The following is a 24,887-nucleotide window of genomic DNA, read 5'->3' on the forward strand; positions in this document are numbered from 1 at the left end:
GTCGAAAACCGACGAGGGGGCCTAGAATGAAGAAGATAATTCCGTTGGACATCCGCGCCACTCTCGGCGCCAACGCACCTGTGCTTGATTTCGTACTCCCTGGGTTAACAGCCGGGTCCGTAGGCACAGTGGTCGGGCCAGGGGGAGTTGGGAAAACGATGTTGCTCACCCAACTGGGAGTGGCAGTGGCGACAGGCTCGCCCGTTTTCGACAACCCGCTGACGCCGCGCAGCGCGCCGGCGCGCGTCGTGCTCATCGCGGCCGAGGAGTCGTCCGACATCCTTCGCATTCGCCTGCATGCAATAAAAAAATGGACGGACATCCAACGTCAGAAATCTTGGGTCCCGACCGTGGCCGCGGACAGCGACTTCGCAGCTCTGCTAGAAAAGAATCTACTGCTGGTTCCGGCCGCAGGACAGTCGGTAGCTCTCGTCAACAATGGCGCGACCACCGATTTCTATAAGACCCTTTGCCATTTCGGCGCAGGAGCACGACTAATCATCATCGACCCACTTCGCCGCCTTCATGACGGCGAGGAGAACAGCTCTTCCGCGATGACCCACATAGTCCAACTTCTCGAGGCGTTGGCGAAACACACCGGGGCCGCCGTGATTGCAGCGCATCACGTAGCCAAAGGGGCCGTATTCAACGACGTCAGAGAATTAGCGGCAGCATCGCGCGGCTCAAGCGCGCTTACAGACGCCGTGCGTTGGCAAGTCAATCTGTCAGGCATGACCGAGAAAGAAGCGCAAAAGCATCGGGTTTCGGGACAGCACAAATCGTTTGCCCGCCTCGATTTCGCCAAGGCAAACTACATCGCCCCGGAACCGACGGTTTGGTTGAGGCGACTCGAGGGCGGAGTGCTGACACACACGAATTTGAAGGGGGCATCGGCTACCACCCGACATAGCGGTCAGGACAGCGATAACGCGGGAGAACGCTCCGCCAAGGAGAGAGTCTATGACTGGTGAAATGCGTTTTGAGTTTGCCATCCAAGAGCCGGCGCTGGCCATTGCTCCGGTGTTCTTAGTGTTGAAGAAATCGCCCCGGGCGAAACTCGACGTTACCTTCAAGTTCGGTACCTCCACGCTGCAATGGCGCGGCGCTGATGCGTTGGGAATTCCGGAGCAATCGGTACTACTGGCACTGCTATCCATCGCGGGGCAACAGCCGTTTTCCATCAACCCGAATAGTGCAGTAGGCGACAAGGCGAAGCTCTTTAATCAACTATCTTGCGTGGGCCCACAATCTGACGTCGCCGTCGTGAAAGCACATTGGCGAAAAATTGAAATTGCAGCCGGCTACAGTGTCCATAGCGGGAAAAATATCACGAGCATCAAATCTGCTGTCAAACGGCTGGCGGAAACTACTGTTTGGGAATGCCGTGACGGAATCGAGTATCAATCGAGGCTACTGTCCTGGATTCTTGGCGATGATAACGGTGTAATTATTGCGCTTAACCGACGAGCAACAAATGCTATCTACGGGCAGCAATTTATCAAAATCTCGCTCGATGAACGCAACAAGCTGCCGGACGAATCGGCCAAGGCCCTGCATGCTTACCTCAGCGGTTCCATGCGGGCTGGCTCAACTCGGCGCCATACGATTGACAAGCTGCAGGCGCATATCTGGAGCGGCAAAGCCATGGGCAGTACACGGCGCAGCAGAATCGAGAAACTCCGTCGCGCGCTGCTCGCAATTGACCAGTTGCCCTCGTGGCGCTGCGCTTTGCTTCCTTGCGGTCAGGTCGAAATCACGCGTATCGACGAGAGGACTGTCCTCAGCAAAACAGCTGATGATGGACGCACGCAACGGAGCCTTAGTAGACGTGAAACGACACCCTCGGCTTTAGAGACAACTTGCCTCCGGTGACGCGTCGCGGCGGCGATTTCGCCCGGGCTTTAAAGGGCGCAGCTATCGCTGCGCCCTTTATCTGTGCGCGGGTCGTGATACGCGGGGAGCCCGCAGACCTAGCAACGACATGCGGGTTCGTCCTTCTCCTCAAACGAAGTAGCTGTCGAAAATATCGTGCCAAACGGCAGGCGCGAACGGCTCGTTGATTCAGACAAGACCTCTTACGTGCAATGGGCGCGAAGCATCCACACACGTGTCCGGCGAGCGCCACTACAAAGGCCAACGACGGATTGCCGTGCGCCGGCGATAGAGCGCATGGTTGACTGACCCGCGCATAGCGGTCGTGCCGGGTGTGGCACCCGTGCTTTACCTACCGGCCGCTGAGCGCTACGGCCGTTGGGCAAGAACGCCGTGGTGACTTGGCTCACTCTCAACGCCACTGTCAACGCGAAACCGAACGCCCCGCATTCGGGCCTGTTATTTCCACCGATATGCTCCGTCCACGCCCCGGCCGACCGCTCCCACTACGCTACCGTAAAGGCCCATCTGGCGGCGCCGCTCCGCAGACGTCATCGGAAAACACGTGACGGTCAACGAAAGGCGATATCGGAAGTGGATAAGGGAGTGGGAACTATCGACGATAAAACCGGGAACAATCGCCGCGCTGGGAACTATCGACGACGGTAAAAAACGCAAAGCATAGGAAATAATCACTCCAAAATATCAGCCGCCGGGTCACCGGAGGCTCTCCACTAGGAGTAACTATCGACGACGCTGCGGGCTGCGCCCACGGGGCACTGTCCTCGCTTGGAAAAGACGGGCTTGCCTAGCAACGGAGGCCGGGCCCGGACTTCTTCCAAAAACTTGTACTAAAAATATGAAAGTGCGCTGACGCACAGTTGTCCCAGGGGCCGCGTCCCCCGAAATCTCGTCCCAGCGCCGCTGCGGCGTCGCCCCCATCAAACGCAACTATGGAGGACTACTTGCAACGCCGACGGAATTACACCCCCTCTCTCAAAGAGGGATGCAAGCCTCGGAGAAAAAGTCTGGGAACTATCGACGACAAAACCGGGAACTATCGCCGCACGCTGGGAACTATCGACGACGGCAAAAAAACGCACAAAACACAGGAAAAAACCACTCCGAAATTGCGGTCACAGGCTCACTACCGGACCCCCACTAGGAATAACTATAGACGACGCTTCGGTCCGCGCCTATAGCGCAGTCCTCGCTTGGAAAAGCGGGCTTGCCTGGCAACGGAAGTCGGGCCGACTTCTCCTAAAAAACTTATCTTAAAAAAATATGAAAGTGGCGCTCACGCGCAGTTGTCCAAGGGCGTCCGGCAGTACTGCGAACCCTTGGCACAATCGATGCCGCGACGAGCTTCAACCGAACTTGGACAGGGAGACGCCGTGTGCCATCCAGTCCAGTTGCAAATTCCAGCGTCGGCCGCCGGCACCTGCCGCTCCTTGGCCAACGGTTGTGGGCTGCGTCTCGCACGATAGCTCCGGCCGCTTATGGCGTTCCGCGCCCATTGTCATCTTAGATGACACTTCCTCAGTCCTATGACGCCTGCGCCGCTTCCTGCGCCTCCACTCATAGCGGGCGCGACTCCTCAGTGAGCTAGGTCGCGCAGCGGCGCTCACCGAATTAACAGCGTGCAAGCACCGCTCCGGAGTCGGCCTGCCGCTGACATCGACATACGCGACAAATCCATAAAATAATGTGGGACAAACCGTTTATCTAATATATCCAACGAATTGTGCTATCCCGTCATGCGGGTTGTATCGCAATAATTCTCATGATGTGCCGACGCTGGTAGCGGACGCTCCTGTTCCCTATCGCCGGCACCACCAAGACAGCCTGTTCCACGCAGTCCATCAATGGCCTCCTTCGTCGCTCGTTTCAAAAATTTGACATCGCCATCGCTGTTTGCACTGCGCGTTCGCTATACGTTCTAAGGCCACAAAGCGAGCATGATTTGCAGCACATCGTTATGCGCACCGTCGCACTCTGACACTGCCCACTGCGAGTACTCGCACTGCCCGGCGGCCGGCACTACTCAGACTCATTTTTTCGTCGCCGATATAAATCCATTCCGCTACATGTCAGTAGAACGAATACCACCGTTCTAACCGATTGAACTGTCAATAAAAAGGAAACACGTATGCAGAAACAAGCACGCATAATCGCAGTGACCCACCCAAAGGGTGGGGTCGGAAAAACTTCGACCAGCATGGTCCTTGCCGCCGAACTTGCGGAGCGAGGATACCGAGTTCTCGTGGCAGATTGCGATGCCCAAGCCTCGGCGTCCGCTTGGGCAAACGCTGCACCAGAAGGCAAACCATTTCCAGCTGCGGTAGTAAATCTATCAGCGTACGCAGGGAAGGTGCATCGAGAAATCCAAAAGCAATTGGAGAACTACGATTTCATCATTGTCGACTGTCCACCGGGATTAGATTCGTTAAGTCCGCAGTCCGCAATTCTCATCGCCGATTTGGTCATCGTTCCAACGCCGCCCTCGCCCGCCGATGTGTGGGCCTGTTTGGGGGCCATACGCCTTATCGAGCGGGGAGCGAATTTAAATCCGGCCTTGGTAGCCCGCATCTTGCCCAACCGGGTCGTTCGGACGTCATTATCGAATGCAATCATGCGTGAACTGGCCGAGTTCGGAATTCCGTTGATGTCCTCGAGGTTGACGAATCGGACCGCTTACCAAGAGGCCGTCGTGAGCGGCCTATCGATGTCCGCGTTAGGCCGAGACGCCAAGCCGGCTGCCGATGAGGTTCGCGCCTTGGCCAACGAAGTGCTGACTTTGCTAGGGGAGTGACCATGACGAAAAAAATGTTCGATAACAACACTCTTCGTTCGACGGTCGCACATCAAGACCAGGCATTGGAGGACCGGTTCGCGAAAGCAGACTCGATTCTCCTCAAAACGTTGCCCCCCACTCCCGAGCCAGTACCGGCGCCGCAGAAATCCTTGGTGGTGCGGGATACGTTTTCGTTGCCTCCTAGCGACTACGCGCTCATCGACGCAGTGCGTCGCACCGCAGCAAAAGAGGGACGAATTTCAACGAGCAAAAGTGAGGTGATTCGCGCCGGATTGCAGGTCTTGCATCTGCTTGAAGGCCAGGATTTGATACAGGCCCTCGACCAGCTCGAGAAAATATTACCGGGCAGGAAAAAATAACTCATTCACATACCGTTATAACGTGCTGCTGCGTTATGACGGTATTTTTCAACGCAACGGTATTTTTCAAGGTCGCGCCGAAAGTCAGCATTTTTCGCACCGATTTGCATTGAATTCGGTAAACCCGCTGTGGTGAACCTGTCGTACGCGGCATACAGTTCAATTTCGAGATACCGTATAAACGCTTAATGCCGCGCCAACTTCCTTAACCGCTGAGAACTGATGACTTCCGCGGCGCTCATCAGCTTAGTCGACGGCGCCATAGGGAGGTCAGCACATCTGGCAGTACATTAACCTTCTTCAATAATGAAAGGAGTTCCGACAGTTCATAACAGAGGCAATGCGCTATTGCTCGGCGGCTCTCGCGATTCGGCGCGTAGTATCAGTATCCCTGCACTCCGCCCCGCACGCAGCCAAGGTCCGGTATCAACGCTGGCCAAATCGCTACGAACGCCAAAAAACCGGCCTTGCAACCGTGGTCAACGCCACTGACTGCCCTCAGTTCCGAGCAACTTTACGCTGGTCGCCTGGATGATGGTGGGGACCGCCGCGCATTTACCCCGGCGGGAGTGCAGGCGCCCGACACTTGGGCCAGCGACTATTATTCAGATTTCGATTGCCTCGCCTCCGTACCAAGGGCAGCACGCCGACAATGGATGCACTCATCGCCTCACCCGCCACAGCGGTCTCCGCCGTTGGAAGCTTCAACGGACTGGGTGGCTCTTAGTGAAGTGATGGCGTTCACGCGTTCAACTTTGATTCAAACTTCGGATATGAAGTGCCGGCAACTCTCGCAGCGACGTCGAGGAAAACCATTTACGGCCGCGTCACGGACAATTTTGATAACTGAACGAATCGGCGATAGGCATGCTGATGGTCAGCCAAGTGCTATACGGTACTGGCCTCGCGCTAGGAGAACCAGACCAGCTTTGCCATGTCAAAGTGGCGCCGCGACCGGACGCCGACGCCGAACGAACAACGTCCAATGCCGACATGATAACGCCAGTAAGATGGTCCTCGATAGCTCCCTGCTGAAACAGTAACGAAGCACGGGGAGGCATGAAAAGAGGAATCGCTGTTTCTGCTTCGTACTCTAGCTTCCTGACACTTTATGCCCGGTCGGCTCATTTGTTCCAGTCATCGTCAAATGTAGGACTATGGAAGCCACTATCGAACGAGCTATGAGAGAAGCAGTCATCAGACGTGGAAGCGCTAGAGTTCATCATGTCATCCACAGAAGTGGTCCCATACATGTTCCCGTGGATGTCTACCACATCATTTATCATCGGCAGTAAATTCGCAGGGTTGACGCTGTGATGAAAATCATCTGACATCGAAACATCGCTGCCTGACATCATACCTGAGTTCATATCAACGCCGTTGTGGTCCTCCATCGCATCCAGGTCCGCCATTACGAATCCGGTTGAAGAGTTCGACTCCGAGTCCCATTCGCCATCGTTATTGCTGTACGTGGCAGCAGCCGCACCAGTCGCAGTCACACCTGCTAGTCCCGCAATGATTAGCGATGCTCTGTTACCGCGGCCGTAACACTTATAGGCTACCGTAAAATATAAAACCACAATCGCGAGCCCAACGTTGACTCCCGGGTCAAATCCTTTACCAAAAAAGGCACAAATCCCCAGCAAAAACATACCAAGCTGTATGCAGTTTAACAGCACAAAACGAATCGTAAGCTTAACAGCTTCGATGCAGCGTGCATTCGACTCAGCGTCCGACATAAGACCGACCTCCTTATAATTATTATTAGCAAGGCAAAATAAAACTATAGTTTAGTTGCGCACATTCGTCAACAGCTGCACTGGTTAGCCGCATATCTGCCACACTTCAAAAATACAGCTTGACGGTAAAGCGGCACACCTCTAGGGCTAACGCCTGATTCCTGTCATCACAGCGCGAGAAATTCGCACACTTCCGCGTCGAACATACGTTTCAAACTGTCCTAATGACTAATACCGTTATAACGGTATTTCTCCCCATACGACATACCGGCTCAAACAATATTTATCGGCATTGATTTCATAAATCTTATTTTCAAGCAGTCTCGGCGACTATTTGCGACAATCTTCGCATATATTCTTACCTTGTCGCTATACATCTTAGCAGCGGTGTGCTGCGACTCTAAGGACAAAATATATGAACTTTGCAACTGAGATGTTTGAGTTTTCCAAGCAGGGGCGCACGGTTGCGTTCATCCAAGCCGAAAGTAAAAAACAAGCGCGCGGCAGGACACGACTTATCAGCCATATCGTTCGCATCCCGAAGGACTGCAAAGTAAGAGCCGTGGAACGTATAGTACTGGGGACAGGTCCGGTTTTTTTCGATGAACACCTGCGAGCGTTGGAAGATATAATCGAGCAGGGTTGTGCAGGGGCGTAGCAAGACGCCAGTTTTCGCCACCTGATGCCGGGATGTGGTCGGCCGCTTATAACTCCAGAGAGAAAAATTATGAGAGCACTTGACGTTGGAGATATCGTTGAAAGACTTCTCGACCTGCGCACCTACAGCCCAGAATTATCGAAGAAAATGGACCATGAAAAGGAGCTTCCGGACGATGCGGTTCCCTTTTTAGTAAGTCGAATTGAAGCGGCGTTTACAGCCTGCGAAGATTCGACAGAAGAAGACAAGTCGAAAGTTTTTTCGGAGCTAACGGCATGGCTGATTATAAGCTATCAGTTCTACCTAATGCGCCTTGCAAGAGACGACAATCCTTGGACGTTCACCTTTCCCAAGTCGGAGCACCACACTCATCATTGAGTCGACGAAGACGGTGATTTAGAAGAGTTGTGACGTCTCAGGAAACATCCAGTGGTAACCAACCAGATTAAGGAATTCATTCATGCGGAATCCCCAACGGATTCCGCTTTTTCATTTACGGCACACGACCCTAACCTCTTCCAAAATCGCCCAATATATTGGGCATTAACGTCAGGTCCGTTCCGTTACGGAAACGGGGATAGCGTAACGCTACCCCCGTTTTAATCAGATTCCTTAAAGTACTCTTGTTTTTCCGCACCTGCCAAGGTGCTCAAAACCTCTCCGTATTCCGGCCAAGGAATCGGAATCCGGACACGCCGCCAAGCGGTCCGGACTGAGCCTAATACAACCACACAGTTGACGCCTTTCGCGTCGGTTAGGACTTTCGTGTCGCCCATAAGAGCAAGCAAGCAGGTTTTTCGTGCGAATCCTCCTGATGCCTGGCTTGCGCCATCACTAATCATCTTGCAGCCGTCGGCGCGATACGGTTTCCCGTATCTCGGATAGTGCGCTGTCTAAAGGGTAGTCAGCCCCATCAACAACAACGCCGTCACCGGCCAACCTTCCCGTCTTCACCAAGGAGTATCTACAAAAAAGTAGCCGTGCTTAAGAATCATGGAATCCCGTTTCCAGCGGGCGAACACCAAGGTGTCCCGTCACGCAGCCAAGAGGCCCAAACGCTTGCGCTTCTTCCAAGTTCCATCAGTTCGCACCGACGAGGGGTACCACCCACCTCATCCCACGGCAAGACCTCGCGGTCCTTTTCTTTTTCTCCCAATGCAACGCCTGGCCAACAGCATCCCTGCTGCCGACGTTAGTCGCAATTACACCCTTAAGCTCTCCCCGAACCCATCCTGCTTGCGCAAGATGGTGCCCCGCGTTTACGCCGCTCTCTGTCGAGTTCACGGACATATCTCTTCGGTAGTTGAGATGCGCACCAAGCTCCTTACGGATACCTGGCAGAGTTCTAGGTGTGGGTAGCCTGCGGACGCTTTCGCGCCCCGATACAAGTCCAGGATTAGCCTGGTCTCTCCATAGCTTCGGATTTCATCTGCTTTCACATTCGGGAGCCCTTTCGGACACCGACTGCTCCTGCAGCGCCACTCTCTTGCGAGGTGGTCCTTTGAGACGTTCGCGCCCTCTCTCGCTGCTTGCTTGAGTATGGCGTGTGGGTCAATCAGGGAGTGGCGCTCCCTGACTGCCCGTTATCGCCGGACGGGCACAATTACGTGCATCCGGCGGTCCCGACGCTGCTGCTTGCTGCTCGACTAAAGCAGGTAGCAGTGCATCAACTGTGTGTACGGCTCTGGGGGCGTTGGCGCGCCCCAGGCCAATGAAATTGGCTCGAGGGTGGCTAGCCCTGCAGTAACACTTGCAATGAGTGTCCTGGCTTGTATAGGAACTGCGAAAAAGCTCTCGCAAAAATTTTCTTGGCCTCTTTTTAGGTGCCTTCGGCACAGGGGATGAAAACATGCGGCTCCGGCTGGAGCCACCGAAATCTTCGCCATTTCAGTCCTTATTTCGGCCGAAATCTTCGCCGTGTGTCCTTGTCGCTATACGAAGGCAAACAACTAACAAGGAGCTCTGAAATGGAAGATAAGATTTACGACATACCGGTCGCAGTCACCAAAACCGCGGCAATGCGCTACATCGCAGAGACGGCTGGGCACGGCTATCATCTCTTCCAGACAGGCGCAGTGCCAGCGGAAAAGGTCCTATCACTCATCGAGAAATTCGACCGGCAATATCGCGTGCTGGCGACGCGCGGCATGCGTGACAATGACCGGTCGCGGGGCCGCTCCTGCGCACGCCTCATACTCTTCCCGAAAGATGGCTACCCTGTGGAGAGACCAGACCGTGAATGGCTGTTCTGGCTCATGGCGACCGATGGCGTCGGTACCCTCGCCGAAGAAAAATGTACGCGTGACGCTCGCAACCCTTCAACGCGCCTACCGTGGCAGAAACAGTACGAACTGGTCTCTCGCCCAGTTCGCCGGCGCAATGGCGACCTTGACCACGTCTGGACTTGGGTACTACAAGATGCCTTCATGGCGCGGTGGCGCCATGCTCTTCATAAGGCTGCCGGTCGAGTTCGCTCAAGCAGAGAAAGAAAGCCGGAATACCTTGTTAAACTGTTGACGTCGCTGCGCAGGGTGCCCGGGTTCCAAGGCATAAATCGGCAGAAAAAGGCACTCATCGTCAGTGCAGACATTCCGCGTGCGTGGCATGAAGAACTCAACCTGAAGCTCTTGGGGACAGTCGTCAATAAAGCTCTCGCAGTTTTCACTTCCGAGCGGACGGTTGTATCAATGCTTGGGAACCAGGAACCATCGAATAGGCCGTCTGCCGAATGAAGCACACGGCGCGAGACGCGTTGTCAGGTTCAATTCGCGGAGCCGCCAATTCGCTGGGCCTTGGCCAACACCAAGGCGAAGCGCGTACCCCGTGTGCTCGTGCCGCCGTGGTCCCGCGCCAGCCATTCTAGCAACGACAACTTACCGAAAGAGCGACACCAAAAATACTTTGGAAAAACTTAAAAAACGTATAAACGTTTGGCCACCTGTAGCTATACAAGCCTCCAGTAACGTTTTTTGAGGACAAGTATGAACAAGCTAGCCCCCCAGCAGAGTGTCGGTCTGTGCAGCAGCGAGAGAATCAGCAATGAGGAAAAGCTGCATACATCTACTCGTATCGTTTTGCTCGAAAAAAGCGACGTAATCAAACGCCTCGGCGTCTCTGAGCGAACCTTGGAAAAGTGGATGGAATCCGGGAAGTTCCCGCGAGGCCTCAAACTTGGCAAGAATGCAAAATGGGCTGAGGCCGCTGTCGAGCTCTGGTTAGCGCAGGCGCTCGCACCCCAACTGACCTGGTCACCGCCAAAAAAACCGTCCAGAAGCAGCCGTACGAGCTAGCCTATAAATAGTGGCACCGTGCCGGTGCCACTGTCGATGCGTCGCCATACTATCTTGGTTGCGTCTTGCGACTGCCCACCTCCGTTAACGTTACTTCGCAGTGCAAAACTGCGGGATTATGAGGCGAATTCAGAGCGGCCACAATGCTGACCGGCACACTGCTCGACGTGTTTGTAAGCATGTACCGGGCCCTCTTTTGTGGCCGCGAGCCCAACTGCTCGCTGTGCGAGTGGGTGATAGCGCCGCTGGTAGCGCGGTGCCAAACGACCAACCAGCTCGACGCGTCTATCAATATCAGATACGACTGGGCTCCGTCGGTGCACTCTAGCCAGTTGCTCTCGTGAAGAGGCTGAGTGATAGCGCTGCTGATAGCGCGGTTGTCGGCGCTCGGCGAGCATCTCTTGGCCCCGCCGTTGTATGCCCTGCAGAAACTTAGACAGGAACGAAATAATTTTTCGCTTCTGCCTCAAAAAAAATAAATTCGATGGCTTCACTGGTTGTTACTTAACCGCAAAAGGCCAACGATATGTATCCTTGTTTTACTGCTCTCGCTGTACCCAACCTTCCGCCAGTACGCCCATTCACGACCCTCGCTTCCCAGTGGACCTCCTCGTTGTCGCCAGTGAGCGCTTCCTCCCGGAGGACCCATGGCTAAGGGCGCAAAACCATTCAAGTTCCGCGGCAGGTGGCGCGCGCAAGTGACACTTGAAAACGGCAAACGGCCCGCTGAGGACTTCGAAATGCACGCCGATGCCGTTGCCTGGATTGCAGAGCAAAGGGCCAATGCTAACTCCGTGCACGAGCCAGCTCTTGGCGGGCCCAAAACTGCGACCCTAGCTGAAGCATTGTTGCACTATGCCGAACTCCATACCGTAACGAAGGATGGGGCAGCCAGCGAACTAAATCGTATCAATCGCTACCTGGAAGCGGCGGGCTATCCGCGGCTTAAACGTGTCGTGACGGACAGGGGCGGATACAAGTTAGCAGAGGTCAAGTCACTTGCTCCGCCCAGCGCTTTCCAGAAACACAACGTAACAAGGCGAGCCGCTCGTGAACAGACATATATGTGTATTCAGCTACTGGCGAACAAACGCTGTAGTGCTATCTCTACCTTGGATATTCGTACCTTGTTCAAAGAAATGAAAAAGGAAGGCCTTAGCGAAAGTACTATCCAAAAAGAAATTGCGCTCCTTAAGCATTTGTTCAATCTCGCAGCGAAGGAATGGAACTGGAGCGGGTTTAAGAACCCATGCATCGGTATCAAACTTGGAAAATCAAATATGCGTTTTGTCGTCATTAAGCCGCAAGAGCGGCAAGCACTAACGTTTGCACTTTCCGAGTGCGACAATCCCTACTTCTGGCCGATGGTCGAAATCGCACGTGAAACGACCATGCGCCGCAAGAGCTTGCTGAGCATGCTCTGGAAAAATATCGACTTGGATGGACGAGTTGCCGTTGTACCGTCGAAGACTGGCGAGGTATCTATTCCTCTTTCCCAATGTGCTGTACAAGTGCTTCGCACAATGCCCCGCAGCGAGTCCGGGTTTGTATTTCCAATGACGGCCAACGCGGTTGACATGGCGTGGGACCGCGTCCGCAAGAAAGCGGGTCTCCCGAAGTTGCAATTTAGAGACCTGCGGCATATCGGTGCAACTGATTATGCCCGTGGGGGCTTGGGGAGCCATCAACTGGCGAAAGTGCTGGGACACAAGACGACAAAAATGGCGGAGGTCTACGTTAATTTCGTCAACCAAGACGTCCTCGACGCCATGGACCGCGCAGCGGCAGGCTGCCCAGTAATGCAATTGCCGCCTCCGGCAAGCGACAAGGCTTCGGTTACGCTTAACCGAAAACGTGCGACTCGTATTGTGCAGGCGGCAAAAGCACGTCTTCTCAGCAGCGATACGCCAACCACAGGGGCGCCGTTGACGCTGTAGGTTGCTACCGAATACTAAACCCGCCAGCTATCAGAAATCCGGTAGCTGGCCGGCCGACGCAAATACATGTGCGAAGGTTGTCGACACTGCCGAGTCGTCGGTTCGTATTTTCCTGTCTCACGCGCGCAAAGCGCTGCTAGGCGCTACAGTGGTAGTCCATGCCTGGGTTGAGCCATATTGTGCCGCAGCCGACGTAGTAGCAACCACGCTCGACGCGCCGTGGCCTTCGTCTGACCCAGCCGGTGCGCGAGTGAACGCAGTTGACTTCTCTGGTGCGCAAGTACGTGTGCATCTGCCCGCATGTAGCGATGGATTCCATCCGTATGGAAGTGCTGATATCGTTCAAGCGGCCGACTTTACTGCAGAGCGAGTAGTCAGCATTCTCGACCAATGGTCTCACCGCATCTACAGTGTGGAGCTCTGTTCGTAGCAAAGCATTCCTAGAGTCTCTTAATCTTCTGTTTAGCATCCGACGCTTAGTTCTTGCGAAGGCGGGACTACATGATGGAAAGATGCTTACTCGTTCGCTTGAGGAAGTGCTTATGATGAATAATTGCATGAGATTCCGATTAGATGGGGCCAGTTGGGATTTAGTCTTCACTTCCAACGCAACGTCCACTATGTACGCAAATGCCCAGACGAAATGGTCGTCGCCTGAATCGGTAGGGCAGCTCTACACTCGGGACCTCACTAGGTCAGTGATTTGTGTAGGACATGCTAGCTTGCTCAAGCCACGGCGTTCCAGCCGAGGACGAGTACAGTTCGCCCCCAAGGCCGCGTTTTCAGAACGTCTCGAGCTCTTCAGCCGAGGACTCCACTGTATCGCACATGGCACACTCACCTTGAACCTTGTACTTCCCCATCCTCTGAAGATAAGGTTCTGGCACGTAATTATGCTATTGCGGCTAACCCTGCTCTTTCAGGCATCGCTTTCGTTATCGTGGGCACGCGACCACACCCAAATACTTTTAGGGTCTGGATAGATAACGGAACTCAGCTACGTGCTGCAGATAATATACAAAATTTTTCGCCATCCATAAATAAGCACTAATACTTGTGCCTAGACCTGAGAACATTTTAAATTCATTAGGCCAATCTATTCCAGCGGATGTATAAAGCAAGTCAGATGATTCTTTCTCTTGCCCTCAATTCTTCTCACCTTTATCGCAATGGTGCGCATACTTCTGCCGTAGTCCTTATAAGTTACCTCGGGTGCTTATTTTGACGACACAACTCTACAGATGGTTTCACTATAATACCTACGCTGCGACGATTTTTTCCTACAGGAATCTTATCTCTTATTGATTTGCACCAATATTGACCAAGCAATCGTGCGCGGGCCGCAACTTGATATAGTTACGTCAACAAGCACAAAAAATTGCATTACGCTCTCTATACATTACTAGACGATTCATCGAAATCGTCAAATTGGTAGAGATATTGGCACATTGACTTAGGTCCACGTGTAAGACTGCGAGCATATTTATGGAATTTGTTGCAAAGGCCTGGATAGGCGCACTTTTCCTCAGTACCGCGCTATCAGCGCAAGGGCAAACACAAGCTCCTCAGGCTGTACCCGCTTTCAAGAAGCTCGATTCTATGGAAGCAAGAGTTCAAGGCTGTGTTACCTGCCATGGCCAGCAGGGTGAGGGCACCGCTAATGGCTACTTTCCACGCATAGCAGGTAAGCCCGCTGGCTATCTCTACAACCAACTCATCGCGTTTCGCAACGGCACTCGTCACTATCCACCAATGAACTATTTAGTAGCGTATCTACCGGACGCCTACTTGAAGGAAATGGCGGAGCACTTCGCTGCTTTGCGTCCAGCATATCCTCCTCAGGAGCGCCCTGCTGTCAATTCTACAATGGCGCGTGGTGAAGCATTAGTAGTAAAAGGTGATGCGAGCAAAGGTATTCCCGCATGCATTGCCTGTCACGGAAAGGCTCTTACAGGAATGGAGCCGGGTATACCTGGATTAGCTGGCTTACGTCCAGCCTATATCGCAGGACAACTTACCCGATGGAAAGTCGGAGAGCGCAAGGCTGCTGAGCCCGACTGTATGAAGCGTATCGCTAATCGTCTTAGTGATGAGGACATCTCTGCCGTAGCCGCTTACTTGGCTCACCAAACTCCTCCGACCACGACGTCGCCGGAACCCTCTAACCTAGTTCGAATGCCATTCGCTTGTGGCAGCCAACGGTAGGTCTCTATGCGTAAAAGTGCTCGAATCGCTCTCATATTAGGCGCTATCGGCCTCTCTGCAGCCGGCGCTCTTTACTTCCTTCGGCCAGGTACACTGCCGCAAAATACGGCTACGGCTCAGCTCGACGCATCAACTCAGCTCATCAACAAGGGCGAGTACCTTGCTAGGCTCGGTGACTGCATAGCCTGCCACACCGAGCCCAACGGCCCTGCTTTCGCTGGCGGTAGGGCCATGCCTACTCCGTTTGGCGCACTCCACGTCCCCAACATCACACCTGATGATGAAACAGGTATCGGGCTTTATACATCCGACGAATTTTATCGAGCAATGCATTCGGGTATAACGCGCGACGGGAAGATTATGTATCCCGCGATGCCGTATCCGTCCTATACCCAAGTCACTCGAGCTGACTCGGATGCTATCTATGCCTACCTGATGTCGATTAATCCGGTTAAGAAGAAGAACCGGGAACACGAGCTTCGCTTCCCCTACAACAATCGTGAACTGCTCATCGGCTGGCGCACCTTGTACTTTAAGGAGGAAGAGTTCAAGTCCGACCCTAAGCAGACTGTCGAATGGAACCGGGGAGCTTATTTGGTCAAGGGCCTTGGCCATTGCTCGATGTGTCATACCGCTGTAAACGCTCTAGGAGGCTCGTCTGAAGCAAAGGCATTTGAAGGCGGCATGATTCCAAACCAGAACTGGTACGCCCCTTCGCTAACGTCGAACAGAGAGGCAGGCCTAGGCAACTGGTCAATCAAGGAAATTACTGACCTTCTGCAGGGCGGTGTTTCTCACCGCGGTACCGTCTACGGTCCCATGGCTGAGGTTGTGTTCAACAGTCTTCAGTACATGACCGATGAAGACGCAAAAGCCATGGCTGTCTACCTGAAGGCACTCCCGCAAAAGGACAACTCACCACCTCCAACAAGCCAGGCGCGACTTGTCAATCCTGAGACGATGGAGCTGGGTAGGAAGGTGTATGTAGCCCAGTGTGCTATGTGCCATGGAACCGAGGGCAAGGGTCAGCCTCCGGACTATCCACTCCTAGCGAACAACCAATCAATCACGATGGAGTCGCCCGTCAACGCGATTCGTATAGTCTTGAACGGGGGGTATCCACCAGGGACCAAGAAAAATCCTCGTCCACATGGAATGCCGCCCTTCGCGCACATCTTGAATGATGAGGAAGTCGCGGCTGTGACAACCTACATCCGTGTCGCTTGGGGTAACAGCGGTACACCAGTAAACGTGAAGCAGGTCAACGATTTGCGCACCCTGCTGCCTGAATGAGGAATGACTATGCCTACGCCCGAAGAAAATGAACTTGAGCTAGAGAAGAGAATCGATGAGATTGTTAGCCGTGGCCCCTCGGGCGCCTTTGCGGTAGCTGGAGTTGCAACTGCCATAGTGGTAGCAATGTTCTTCGTCTTCTACTTCGTCGTTTATCTACCTCGAGGCACAGTGCAATGACGCCATCAAAACCGGTCGACCCGCATGGTGATAAACATCACGTATCCGAAGCTGTTGCTAACGCAGCCGAGCACCGCTGGGCCATCATTGTCCTGCTAATCATTGCGTCGCTGATAGCGATGATGGTGTTCACCGGCGTGCATTGGGCCTCTATGCCGCCCTCACGTGTAGAGACAGTTGATGTCAAAACTTTGCATTTGAGAGGTGAATTCGTCGAGAACAATCTCGGTACATCCATCGAAAAGGACGGACGTGTCATCGTCAGGCTTATTGCGCAGCAGTATTCCTTTGCTCCCCAGTGCATTGTCGTTCCAGCAGGGATTAAGGTTACCTTTCGCGGTACAAGTACAGACGCAATCCATGGCTTTGTGGTTGGGAAGACCAATGCAAACACCATGCTGATACCTGGCTTTGTATCTACCTTCACCACTTCGTTCCCTAAAGTGGGTGAGCAGCTGATGCCATGCCATGAGTACTGCGGCACTGGGCATGAAGCCATGTGGGCCAAGGTTCAAGTTATCTCTCCTGAAGAGTTCTTCGCCAAAGCAAAAGCGGCAGAAAGGTTGAGCTGTGTACCTCGCTAAGAGACTAGTGTTAGCGCACTTCTGGGTCGCATTCATTGCCTTCTTCGCCGCTGTGCTCTTGGGCGAGTGGCAGATGTATGTCCGTAGTCCACTATCCCCTTGGGTGAACAATCCTGAGTATTACTATCGCTCTGTGACTGGACACGGCACTGTCATGGGCTACGTCTTGCCGACCTTGGTTGCGATGGGCTTTGGTTACGCAATTACTGAGCTCTCTCTCAAGCGCCCCCTAATCGGCTTGCGCTGGGCGTGGGCAGGCTTCTGGCTGGTCATCGCTGGTACAGTGATGGCCGCAACGACAACTGCACTAGGCAAGTCGTCAATCTTGTACACCTTCTATCCGCCGATGATTGGTAGCTCGTTCTACTACTTGGGCGTGGTCCTAGTGGTTGTTGGCTCGTGGATTTGGGTCGCGCTAATGTCCGTGAATCTGTACACCTGGAAGAAGGCGAACCCTGACGCTACTGTGCCGTTGGCCATGTACGGTAATGTGGCGGGCGCATACCTGTGGGCGTGGACGTCGGTTGGTGCCGCGATTGAAATTCTTGTACTAATCCTCCCGGCGTCGCTCGGATTTACTGACACTATCAACGCTGGCCTGGCTCGTGTGTTCTTCTCTTGGACGCTACACGCCATTGTGTACTTCTGGCTCATGCCAGCGTACATCGCCTTCTATACGCTGTTCCCTCGAGCAATCGGCGGCCGGCTCTACAGCGATACGATGGGACGAGTCGCTTTCGCCCTCTTCCTGGTTTTCTCGATGCCTATCGGTATCCACCATCTCTTCGCTGACCCGCAAGTCGGCGCCGGCTTCAAATTTGTGCACGCGGCGATGACCGCTATGGTGTCGATACCGACCCTTCTGACAGTCTTCACCATCGTGGCTTCCGCAGAGGTAGTTGGACGTCTCCGCGGAGGCAGGGGTCCGTTTGGCTGGGTAAAGGCCCTGCCTTGGGATAATCCAATGATGCTCGCTGTGACCTTTGCGTTCATCATGCTCGGCTTCGGCGGTGCCGGCGGCATCATCAACATGAGCTATCAGCTCAACGAATCCATCCACAACACCCAATGGGTGACGGGCCACTTCCACCTGATTTTCGGTGGTGCCATCGTAATCATGTATTTCATGGTGGCGTACGAGTTGTGGCCTCAACTACGCTCCTCCAGCGCTCTACCTATAAAACTCATCAGGATGCAGCTGTGGCTTTGGTTTATCGGCATGATGATTCTTACGATGCCATGGCACCTCGTTGGCCTCTATGGCGCGCCCCGCAGGATGGCTTACTACGACTACACGCACCCGGCATTGGAGCCACAAGCGATAACCGTAACCATCTCGACCTTCGGTGGCCTGCTACTTGTCATCTCTGCAGCCATGTTCCTGTTCATCTTGGCGCGAGCTAAGCCGCAATCTGCGCCGCTGCCTGAATTTGCATTCGCTAAGCCAGTACACCCTACCAAGCCTCCTGCTGTACTCAACAAGATGGGGCTGTGGGTTGCCATGATGATTGCTCTTACGGTTGTCAACTACGGCTACCCTATCGTACAGCTGGCGCTCATGCCAGACGCTTCAGTACCAATCATTCCAGTTGGAGAACGATGATGCGAGAACACGGCTTCTTTTCTCGGTCGAATCGATGGACTTGGGTAAGCGTAGGTGCCCTTGTGGTGGTTACGCTGTTATCCATACTTATTGGTTTTGGGTGGCTGCCCTCAGCCCAAGCTGACTTCCGAGCTCAGGGACTCTGGGATAGCATTTGCCGCGCAGCTGGCGTACCCAGCAAATGGATTGAAGAAGGCAATCAGAAGAAGGCTGTGGTTTCTACAAACGTAGTACTCGTGCCAGCAATGGCAAACCAGACCTCATCCGTCTCTATTGGCCGAGGCGCAACGCTTGCGTTGAGCTGCACGATGTGCCACGGCGCGCAGGGCATGAGTAGGTCTGACGCTCCGAACCTGGCTGGACAATACCCAGAGGTCGTGCAAAAGCAACTGCTCGACTACAAAAATGGACACAGGCAACACACGCTCATGGTTGCTCTCGCCAAAGGGCTCAGCAACCAGGATATAGCGGACCTAGGAGCCTATTATGCTAGTTTGCCCAAAGCACGTACGGCGCCGACCACATATGATGAGTCCTTACCTGCACTTGTCCGTGTTGGAGACCCAATGCGCAACATCGCTCCCTGCATCTCATGCCATGGCGGTACGGACCAAAAGCTAGGGGCTCCGTGGCTCGAGGGAATGCCAAAAGAGTACCTCATACTTCAGCTAGAAGCCTTTAAGCAAGGTCATCGCCGCAACGACCCGCAGCAGCAGATGCGAAACGTAGTTCGACTTATGACTGCAGAAGAGATTAATGAAGTGTCGACGTTCTATGCGAGGAAAGCTGCTGTCGCAGGCCACTAAGTCGAGGTAGAGGGGGCCAAACACAACACAATGTGTGGTAGCTCTCACTCTCGGTTATCGCCTGCAGCAGGTTGCCAAGCAGATTCATGAGACTAAATGACCCAAGCCGGTTTATTTAAGTTTGATGAGCATTCAATTGACACATACTGTTGTTCGTCCGTAAGATTAAATTTGGTGTATTTTTTAAGGGCGCCGTATCAGATGGTCGCCGTTTCACGTTACTGCCCAGCCGTGCTCGTATCCCACTCCACAGCGGCTTTTCTCATCGTTGTAGCTTCACCTCCTTCTTACGTTCCGGTCGCGACACTTGGCTACGCACTGCGTGGATAAGACGGTCTGCACGCTTCTGCCTCGTGATATCCACTGGGCTACTAGTCGCTGGAGGGGGCAACTGGACTACTGGTGAACGGTGCTGCGTCCGGTCCATGACGTCGAGCACGTCCTGATTGACGAGATTGACGTAGACATCGGCCATGAATGTTGACTTATGACCCAGGACCTTCCTCAGTTGATGGCTATTGAAGCCACGACGCGCGAAGTCAGTTGCAGCGAGGTGTCGTAGGTCTCTGAACTGCAGTTTCGGCACGCCGGCCTTCACGCGTACGCCGTCCCATGCCATGTCCACAGCATTAGCGCTAAGCGGAAAAACGTAACCAGAGTCATCCCGCGGCATTTGGCTGAACACCGTGACCGCGCGAACAGTGAGAGGAATCGCAACCTGGCCGCTTTTCGAAGGGACCGTCACGATGCGACCGTCGAGGTCGACCTGGTCCCAACGCATTGCCAGCAAACTTGCTCTACGCAGTGTTGTCTGCAAACTGATTTCGACGAGCGGCCAAAAATAAGGGTTGTCACATCCTGCGAGCGCGTTCCAAAGCGCCTTTCTCTGCTCCGTGGAAATAAACACGAACCGCATCTCAGATTTGCCAAGCTTGATGCCTTTGCAAGGATTGTCAAACCCTTTCCAGTTCCACTCGCCGGCCGCCATATTGAACAAATGCTTGAGGAGCGCGACCTCCTTCTGAATTGTGCTGTCGCTCAGCCCGTCTTGTTTCATATCGCTGACCAAACGTCGAATGTCCGCAGTGGAAATGACGCTGCAGCGCTTGCTGGCCAGCTCAGCAATGCGAGCATAAGTTTGCTCCCGAGCTGTGCGCCGTATCTCGTTGTGACGTTGGAAGGCGCTGGGCAGTTCGCGCAAAGGCCGCTCTATTAACGTAGAGCCCCCGGCCGCATTCGCAACGGACTTCAGCGGAGCACGTCCGGCCGCCTCTAGGTAGTGGTTGATGCGATTAAGTTCGCTGACAACACCGCCCTTGTTGACGGTGTAGAGCCCAGCATAATGGAACAAGGCGTCGGCCAGTGTCGCGACGGTGGGTCCGCCCAGTTCGGGTGCGCAAAGCGAATCCGCATTGGCCAACTGTTCGGCTATCCATTGGACCGCGTCATCGTACTTTTCAAAGTCCTTGGTCGGACGGGTGCGATTTGATAGCGTGACGGTAGCGCGCCACTTGTCGCGATACTTGAATGGTTTAGGTCCCTTAGCCATTGAGACCTCCCGACGCTGCGCACGTTGGCGCATCCGTGGTATGGTTCAGTGATACATGATTCATGTCGTTTCCCTTATTTGTTTAAGGGACAACGAGGTTGAAAGACCCGGATGCCGACTACGGCACAGTACGCTTTCAACCCTAGCGCGAGGCGCCTACACGCACGTGGCCGCAAGAAACCGCAGGAAAGCGTGTCTTGCGGGAAAAACGTGCGCTACCATTTGCGCTATCAAAACCACCAATTAGACCGTAAACGACAAAGACCTTCCGAAGAAGGCCTTTGTTTTCAACGCTTTATTCTGGCTCCCCGACCTGGACTCGAACCAGGGACCTGCGGATTAACAGTCCGTCGCTCTACCGACTGAGCTATCAGGGAATTGATGACAGCATTATATGTTTGCGGTGACAACCTGTCAAATTCGACGCGTGTCGCGCAGCCACTTTTGCTGCTCTTCGGAAGCAAACTGCGCCAACCGAAGAGCCGCGATTTTAAAGAACTTTCGCCACCGCGTCAACGACGCGGTCGAGATTGGTCGAGTTCAGGGCGGCGACGCAGATGCGGCCGGTGTCGACCGCATAGATCGACTGCTCGCGCAGCTTGCCGACCTGTTCCTTGGTCAGGCCCGAGTACGAGAACATGCCGACCTGCTCGCGCACGAACTCGAAGTCGTGGCCAGGGGCTTTTTCCTTGAGCTTCTCGACCATGAGGTTGCGCATTTCGCGGATGCGCACGCGCATGCCGGCCAGCTCCTCTTCCCACAACTGGCGCAGTTCCGGGGTCGACAGCACCATCGCCACCACCTTGGCCGTATGCGTCGGCGGGTTCGAATAGTTGGTGCGGATCACACGCTTCAGTTGCGACAGCACGCGTGCGGCTTCCTCGGCGCTGGTGGCCACGATCGACAGCGCGCCGGCGCGCTCGCCGTACAGCGAGAAGGATTTCGAGAACGAGTTCGACACCAGGAGCGGAATGCCGGTCTCGGCGAAGCGGCGCACCACGGCGCCGTCTTCCGCGATGCCGGCGCCGAAGCCCTGGTAGGCCATGTCGAGGAAAGGCACCAGGCCATTGTCGACCACGGCCGCGATCACCTGGCCCCACTGTTCCTGGCTCAGGTCGGCGCCGGTCGGGTTGTGGCAGCAGGCGTGCAGCACCACGATCGAGCCGCGCGGCATGGACGTCAAGGAAGCCAGCATGCCGTCGAAATTCACGCCGTGGGTGGCCGGGTCGTAATAGGTGTAGTTGTTGACGGCGAAGCCGGCGCTCTCGAACAGCGCGCGGTGGTTTTCCCAGCTCGGGTCGCTGATGTAGACGCTTGAGTCGGGCGCGAAGCGCTTGAGGAAATCGGCGCCCAGCTTGAGCGCGCCGGTGCCGCCCAGAGCTTGCACGGTGATCGCACGCTTCTCTTGAATAACAAGGCTGTCGGCCCCAAATACCAGGTCTTGCACGGCCCTGTCGTACGCCGCCAGTCCTTCGATCGGCAGATAGGTACGCGGCGCCGGCTGTTCCATCAGCTTCGCTTCCGCCTTTTGCACGCACTGCAGCAAAGGAACCTTGCCATTGTCGTCATAGTAGACACCCACCCCCAGGTTGATCTTGGCCGGGTTGGTGTCGGCGTTGAATGCTTCGGTAATGCCCAGGATCGGGTCGCGTGGCGCCATGTCGATGGCGCCGAAGAGGCTGGCGGAGGCTGTGGAAGTCATCGTGATAAACTGAGTTGTCGGTGGGTTCGCAGCGGTTGTAAAAACATGGACGCCAGTGCTGCACTGCGTCATGTGGACTCCCATTCTAGCAAAGGTCTGAAAGTATGGCAGATTTATCCATCGCAAATGCCCCCGAACCGACCGTCATCACCTATCCCGGATCGCCGTTCAAGCTGCACCAGCCCTTCCCGCCGGCCGGCGACCAGCCGACCGCGATCGCGGGCCTGATCGAAGGCATCAATGACGGCCTGATGTACCAGACCCTGCTCGGGGTGACCGGTTCCGGCAAAACCTACACGATGGCGAACGTGATCGCGCAGGCGGGCCGTCCGGCCATCGTCTTCGCACCCAATAAAACGCTGGCGGCCCAGCTGTATGCGGAGTTCCGCGAATTCTTCCCGCAGAACGCGGTCGAGTATTTCGTGTCCTACTACGACTACTACCAGCCGGAAGCCTATGTGCCGCAGCGCGACCTGTTCATCGAAAAGGACTCGTCGATCAACGAGCACATCGAGCAGATGCGCCTGTCCTGCACCAAGTCGCTGATGGAGCGGCGCGACGTCGTCATCGTCGCCACCGTGTCGGCGATCTACGGTATCGGTAACCCGAACGAGTACCACAAGATGATCCTGACGCTGCGCCACAAGGATAAAGTGGCGCAGCGCGACATCATCGCGCGCCTGATCCAGATGCAGTACACGCGCAACGAGATGGACTTCTCGCGCGGCTCCTTCCGCGTGCGCGGCGACACCATCGACATCTTCCCGGCGGAGCACGCGGAACTGGCGATCCGCGTCGAGATGTTCGACGACGAGATCGAGTCCTTGCAACTGTTCGACCCGCTCACCGGCCGCGTGCGCCAGAAGATCCCGCGCTTCACCGTGTACCCGGGCTCGCACTACGTCACGCCCCGCTCCACCGTGCTGCGCGCGGTGGAATCGATCAAGGCCGAGCTGCGCGACCGCCTCGAGTACTTCCGCAACGAGAACAAGCTGATCGAAGAACAACGCCTCGAGCAGCGCACCCGTTTCGACCTCGAGATGCTGGCCGAGATCGGCTTTACCAAGGGTATCGAGAACTACTCGCGCCACCTGTCCGGCTCGATGCCGGGCGAGCCGCCGCCGACCCTGATCGACTACCTGCCGAAGGACGCGCTGATGTTCATGGACGAGTCGCACGTGATGATCGGCCAGCTCAACGCGATGTACAACGGCGACCGTTCGCGCAAGGTCAACCTGGTCGACTACGGCTTCCGCCTGCCTTCGGCGCTGGACAACCGGCCGCTGAAGTTCCAGGAATTCGAAGGCAAGATGCGCCAGACGGTGTTCGTTTCGGCCACGCCGGCCGAGTACGAAAAGGGAAAGGCCGACAACGTGGTCGAGCAGGTGGTGCGCCCCACCGGCCTGGTCGACCCGAAAGTGATCGTCAAGCCGGCGCGCTCGCAGGTCGAAGACCTGATGAGCGAGATCACCGACCGCATCGCCAAGGACGAGCGCGTGCTGGTGACCACGCTGACCAAGCGCATGGCCGAGCAGCTCACCGAATACCTGAGCGACCACGGCATCAAGGTGCGCTACCTGCACAGCGACATCGAGACGGTGGAGCGCGTGGAGATCCTGCGCGACCTGCGCCTGGGCACCTTCGACGTGGTGGTCGGCATCAACCTGCTGCGCGAGGGCCTCGATTTGCCGGAGGTGTCGCTGGTGGCGGTGCTGGACGCCGACAAGGAAGGCTTCCTGCGTTCCGAGCGCAGCCTGATCCAGACCATCGGCCGCGCGGCGCGTAACCTGAACGGCGTGGCGATTCTGTACGCGGATCAGATGACCGATTCGATGAAGAAGGCGATCGACGAGACCGAACGCCGCCGCGCCAAGCAGATCGCCTTCAACGAGGCAAACGGCATCGTGCCGAAAGGCGTGAACAAGAAGATCAAGGACATGATCGACGGCGTCTACAGCAATGCCGCGCAGAAGGCCGTGGGTGAAGGTGTCGCCGACGACGCCGCCACGGCCAAGGTCGAGGCCATGAGCGAGAAGCAGATCAGCAAGGAGATCAAGCGCCTCGAAAAGCTCATGGTCGACCACGCCAAGAACCTCGAGTTCGAAAAGGCGGCGCAGGTGCGCGACCAGCTGCATGTGCTCAAGCAGCAGGCCTTCGGGGCGCCCGGTGCCGACAACGTGGTGTCGATGCTGGGCAAGTAAGCCGGCAAAGGAGCACACCCTTCAGAAAACCGTTTCCGCCTCGGCGGAGACGGTTTTTTTTCGCTTCCTCGACGACCGGCAGGTGGAATTGCGC

The 24,887-nt window shown here is 55.2% G+C and carries 18 protein-coding genes and 1 tRNA gene; 15 read left to right on the forward strand and 4 right to left on the reverse strand.

Annotated elements, in window-relative coordinates; genetic code table 11:
* Window positions 1-26: 26 nt before the first annotated feature.
* The 4 genes from MasN3_RS18660 (at window position 27) to MasN3_RS18675 (ending at window position 5,046) form a co-directional block, all read left to right on the forward strand.
* Window positions 27-971 (forward strand): AAA family ATPase, encoded by a 945-nt coding sequence (locus MasN3_RS18660; protein ID WP_281909199.1) that lies wholly within the window; start codon window positions 27-29, stop codon window positions 969-971.
* Window positions 961-1,872 (forward strand): replication protein C, IncQ-type, encoded by a 912-nt coding sequence (gene repC, locus MasN3_RS18665; RefSeq protein ID WP_281909200.1) that lies wholly within the window; start codon window positions 961-963, stop codon window positions 1,870-1,872. Before MasN3_RS18660 ends, repC begins: the two co-directional genes overlap by 11 nt.
* Before the next feature lie 2,149 nt (window positions 1,873-4,021).
* Window positions 4,022-4,684 carry a ParA family partition ATPase gene (gene parA / locus MasN3_RS18670; protein ID WP_281909201.1) on the forward strand — a complete coding sequence of 221 codons (663 nt, stop codon included), beginning with the start codon at window positions 4,022-4,024 and terminating at the stop codon, window positions 4,682-4,684.
* A 2-nt stretch (window positions 4,685-4,686) separates the two neighbouring features.
* On the forward strand, window positions 4,687-5,046 hold the full coding sequence (locus MasN3_RS18675) for a hypothetical protein (protein ID WP_281909203.1): 360 nt from the start codon (window positions 4,687-4,689) through the stop codon (window positions 5,044-5,046).
* A gap of 1,124 nt (window positions 5,047-6,170) precedes the next feature.
* On the opposite strand, the gene MasN3_RS18680 is transcribed toward MasN3_RS18675, so the two are convergent.
* Window positions 6,171-6,785 (reverse strand): hypothetical protein, encoded by a 615-nt coding sequence (locus MasN3_RS18680; RefSeq protein ID WP_281909205.1) that lies wholly within the window; start codon window positions 6,783-6,785, stop codon window positions 6,171-6,173.
* 415 nt (window positions 6,786-7,200) lie between these two features.
* Between MasN3_RS18680 and MasN3_RS18685 the strand changes: the two genes are divergently transcribed.
* The 10 genes from MasN3_RS18685 (at window position 7,201) to MasN3_RS25230 (ending at window position 19,341) form a co-directional block, all read left to right on the forward strand.
* Window positions 7,201-7,443 carry a hypothetical protein gene (locus MasN3_RS18685; RefSeq protein ID WP_281909208.1) on the forward strand — a complete coding sequence of 81 codons (243 nt, stop codon included), beginning with the start codon at window positions 7,201-7,203 and terminating at the stop codon, window positions 7,441-7,443.
* Window positions 7,444-7,512: 69 nt separating this feature from the next.
* Window positions 7,513-7,821, forward strand: a complete 309-nt coding sequence (locus MasN3_RS18690; RefSeq protein ID WP_281909210.1) for a hypothetical protein — start codon at window positions 7,513-7,515, stop codon at window positions 7,819-7,821.
* 1,589 nt (window positions 7,822-9,410) lie between these two features.
* Window positions 9,411-10,175: a hypothetical protein gene (locus tag MasN3_RS18695; protein ID WP_281909212.1), complete on the forward strand. Its 765-nt coding sequence runs from the start codon at window positions 9,411-9,413 to the stop codon at window positions 10,173-10,175.
* Window positions 10,176-10,424: 249 nt separating this feature from the next.
* Window positions 10,425-10,733: a helix-turn-helix transcriptional regulator gene (locus MasN3_RS18700; protein ID WP_281909213.1), complete on the forward strand. Its 309-nt coding sequence runs from the start codon at window positions 10,425-10,427 to the stop codon at window positions 10,731-10,733.
* Window positions 10,734-11,380: 647 nt separating this feature from the next.
* Window positions 11,381-12,670: a tyrosine-type recombinase/integrase gene (locus tag MasN3_RS18705; RefSeq protein WP_281909215.1), complete on the forward strand. Its 1,290-nt coding sequence runs from the start codon at window positions 11,381-11,383 to the stop codon at window positions 12,668-12,670.
* A 1,485-nt stretch (window positions 12,671-14,155) separates the two neighbouring features.
* Window positions 14,156-14,875: a c-type cytochrome gene (locus MasN3_RS18710; protein ID WP_281909217.1), complete on the forward strand. Its 720-nt coding sequence runs from the start codon at window positions 14,156-14,158 to the stop codon at window positions 14,873-14,875.
* A 6-nt stretch (window positions 14,876-14,881) separates the two neighbouring features.
* Window positions 14,882-16,168, forward strand: coding sequence for a c-type cytochrome (locus MasN3_RS18715; protein WP_281909218.1), 1,287 nt, complete (start codon window positions 14,882-14,884; stop codon window positions 16,166-16,168).
* A 176-nt stretch (window positions 16,169-16,344) separates the two neighbouring features.
* Entirely contained in the window at window positions 16,345-16,932 is a 588-nt protein-coding gene (locus MasN3_RS18720) for a cytochrome C oxidase subunit II (protein WP_281909220.1), read from the forward strand.
* Entirely contained in the window at window positions 16,919-18,535 is a 1,617-nt protein-coding gene (locus MasN3_RS18725; RefSeq protein WP_281909222.1) for a cbb3-type cytochrome c oxidase subunit I, read from the forward strand. The genes MasN3_RS18720 and MasN3_RS18725 overlap by 14 nt, the downstream gene beginning before the upstream one ends.
* The gene (locus MasN3_RS25230) at window positions 18,535-19,341 is read left to right on the forward strand and encodes a c-type cytochrome (RefSeq protein WP_307730424.1); all 807 of its coding nucleotides are present in this window, start codon (window positions 18,535-18,537) and stop codon (window positions 19,339-19,341) included. The genes MasN3_RS18725 and MasN3_RS25230 overlap by 1 nt, the downstream gene beginning before the upstream one ends.
* A 262-nt stretch (window positions 19,342-19,603) precedes the next feature.
* Here MasN3_RS25230 and MasN3_RS18735 read toward each other — a convergent pair whose 3' ends face one another.
* The 3 genes from MasN3_RS18735 to MasN3_RS18745 form a co-directional block, all read right to left on the reverse strand.
* Window positions 19,604-20,890, reverse strand: coding sequence for a site-specific integrase (locus MasN3_RS18735; protein WP_281909224.1), 1,287 nt, complete (start codon window positions 20,888-20,890; stop codon window positions 19,604-19,606).
* A gap of 301 nt (window positions 20,891-21,191) precedes the next feature.
* Window positions 21,192-21,267, reverse strand: a tRNA-Asn gene (locus MasN3_RS18740).
* Window positions 21,268-21,380: 113 nt separating this feature from the next.
* Window positions 21,381-22,592, reverse strand: a complete 1,212-nt coding sequence (locus MasN3_RS18745; RefSeq protein WP_281909226.1) for an amino acid aminotransferase — start codon at window positions 22,590-22,592, stop codon at window positions 21,381-21,383.
* A 104-nt stretch (window positions 22,593-22,696) separates the two neighbouring features.
* Between MasN3_RS18745 and uvrB the strand changes: the two genes are divergently transcribed.
* Window positions 22,697-24,793, forward strand: a complete 2,097-nt coding sequence (gene uvrB / locus MasN3_RS18750; RefSeq protein ID WP_281909227.1) for an excinuclease ABC subunit UvrB — start codon at window positions 22,697-22,699, stop codon at window positions 24,791-24,793.
* Window positions 24,794-24,887: the final 94 nt, after the last annotated feature.

Origin of the sequence: Massilia varians (assembly GCF_027923905.1) — a bacterium.
Classification (GTDB): domain Bacteria; phylum Pseudomonadota; class Gammaproteobacteria; order Burkholderiales; family Burkholderiaceae_D; genus Telluria; species Telluria varians_B.

Coding starts and splice junctions, on each gene's coding strand:
- MasN3_RS18660 (WP_281909199.1), top strand. CDS start 27: ATGAAGAAGATAATTCCGTTGGACATCCGCGCCACTCTCGGCGCCAAC.
- repC (WP_281909200.1), top strand. CDS start 961: ATGACTGGTGAAATGCGTTTTGAGTTTGCCATCCAAGAGCCGGCGCTG.
- parA (WP_281909201.1), top strand. CDS start 4,022: ATGCAGAAACAAGCACGCATAATCGCAGTGACCCACCCAAAGGGTGGG.
- MasN3_RS18675 (WP_281909203.1), top strand. CDS start 4,687: ATGACGAAAAAAATGTTCGATAACAACACTCTTCGTTCGACGGTCGCA.
- MasN3_RS18680 (WP_281909205.1), bottom strand. CDS start 6,785: ATGTCGGACGCTGAGTCGAATGCACGCTGCATCGAAGCTGTTAAGCTT.
- MasN3_RS18685 (WP_281909208.1), top strand. CDS start 7,201: ATGAACTTTGCAACTGAGATGTTTGAGTTTTCCAAGCAGGGGCGCACG.
- MasN3_RS18690 (WP_281909210.1), top strand. CDS start 7,513: ATGAGAGCACTTGACGTTGGAGATATCGTTGAAAGACTTCTCGACCTG.
- MasN3_RS18695 (WP_281909212.1), top strand. CDS start 9,411: ATGGAAGATAAGATTTACGACATACCGGTCGCAGTCACCAAAACCGCG.
- MasN3_RS18700 (WP_281909213.1), top strand. CDS start 10,425: ATGAACAAGCTAGCCCCCCAGCAGAGTGTCGGTCTGTGCAGCAGCGAG.
- MasN3_RS18705 (WP_281909215.1), top strand. CDS start 11,381: ATGGCTAAGGGCGCAAAACCATTCAAGTTCCGCGGCAGGTGGCGCGCG.
- MasN3_RS18710 (WP_281909217.1), top strand. CDS start 14,156: ATGGAATTTGTTGCAAAGGCCTGGATAGGCGCACTTTTCCTCAGTACC.
- MasN3_RS18715 (WP_281909218.1), top strand. CDS start 14,882: ATGCGTAAAAGTGCTCGAATCGCTCTCATATTAGGCGCTATCGGCCTC.
- MasN3_RS18720 (WP_281909220.1), top strand. CDS start 16,345: ATGACGCCATCAAAACCGGTCGACCCGCATGGTGATAAACATCACGTA.
- MasN3_RS25230 (WP_307730424.1), top strand. CDS start 18,535: ATGCGAGAACACGGCTTCTTTTCTCGGTCGAATCGATGGACTTGGGTA.
- MasN3_RS18735 (WP_281909224.1), bottom strand. CDS start 20,890: ATGGCTAAGGGACCTAAACCATTCAAGTATCGCGACAAGTGGCGCGCT.
- MasN3_RS18745 (WP_281909226.1), bottom strand. CDS start 22,592: ATGACTTCCACAGCCTCCGCCAGCCTCTTCGGCGCCATCGACATGGCG.
- uvrB (WP_281909227.1), top strand. CDS start 22,697: ATGGCAGATTTATCCATCGCAAATGCCCCCGAACCGACCGTCATCACC.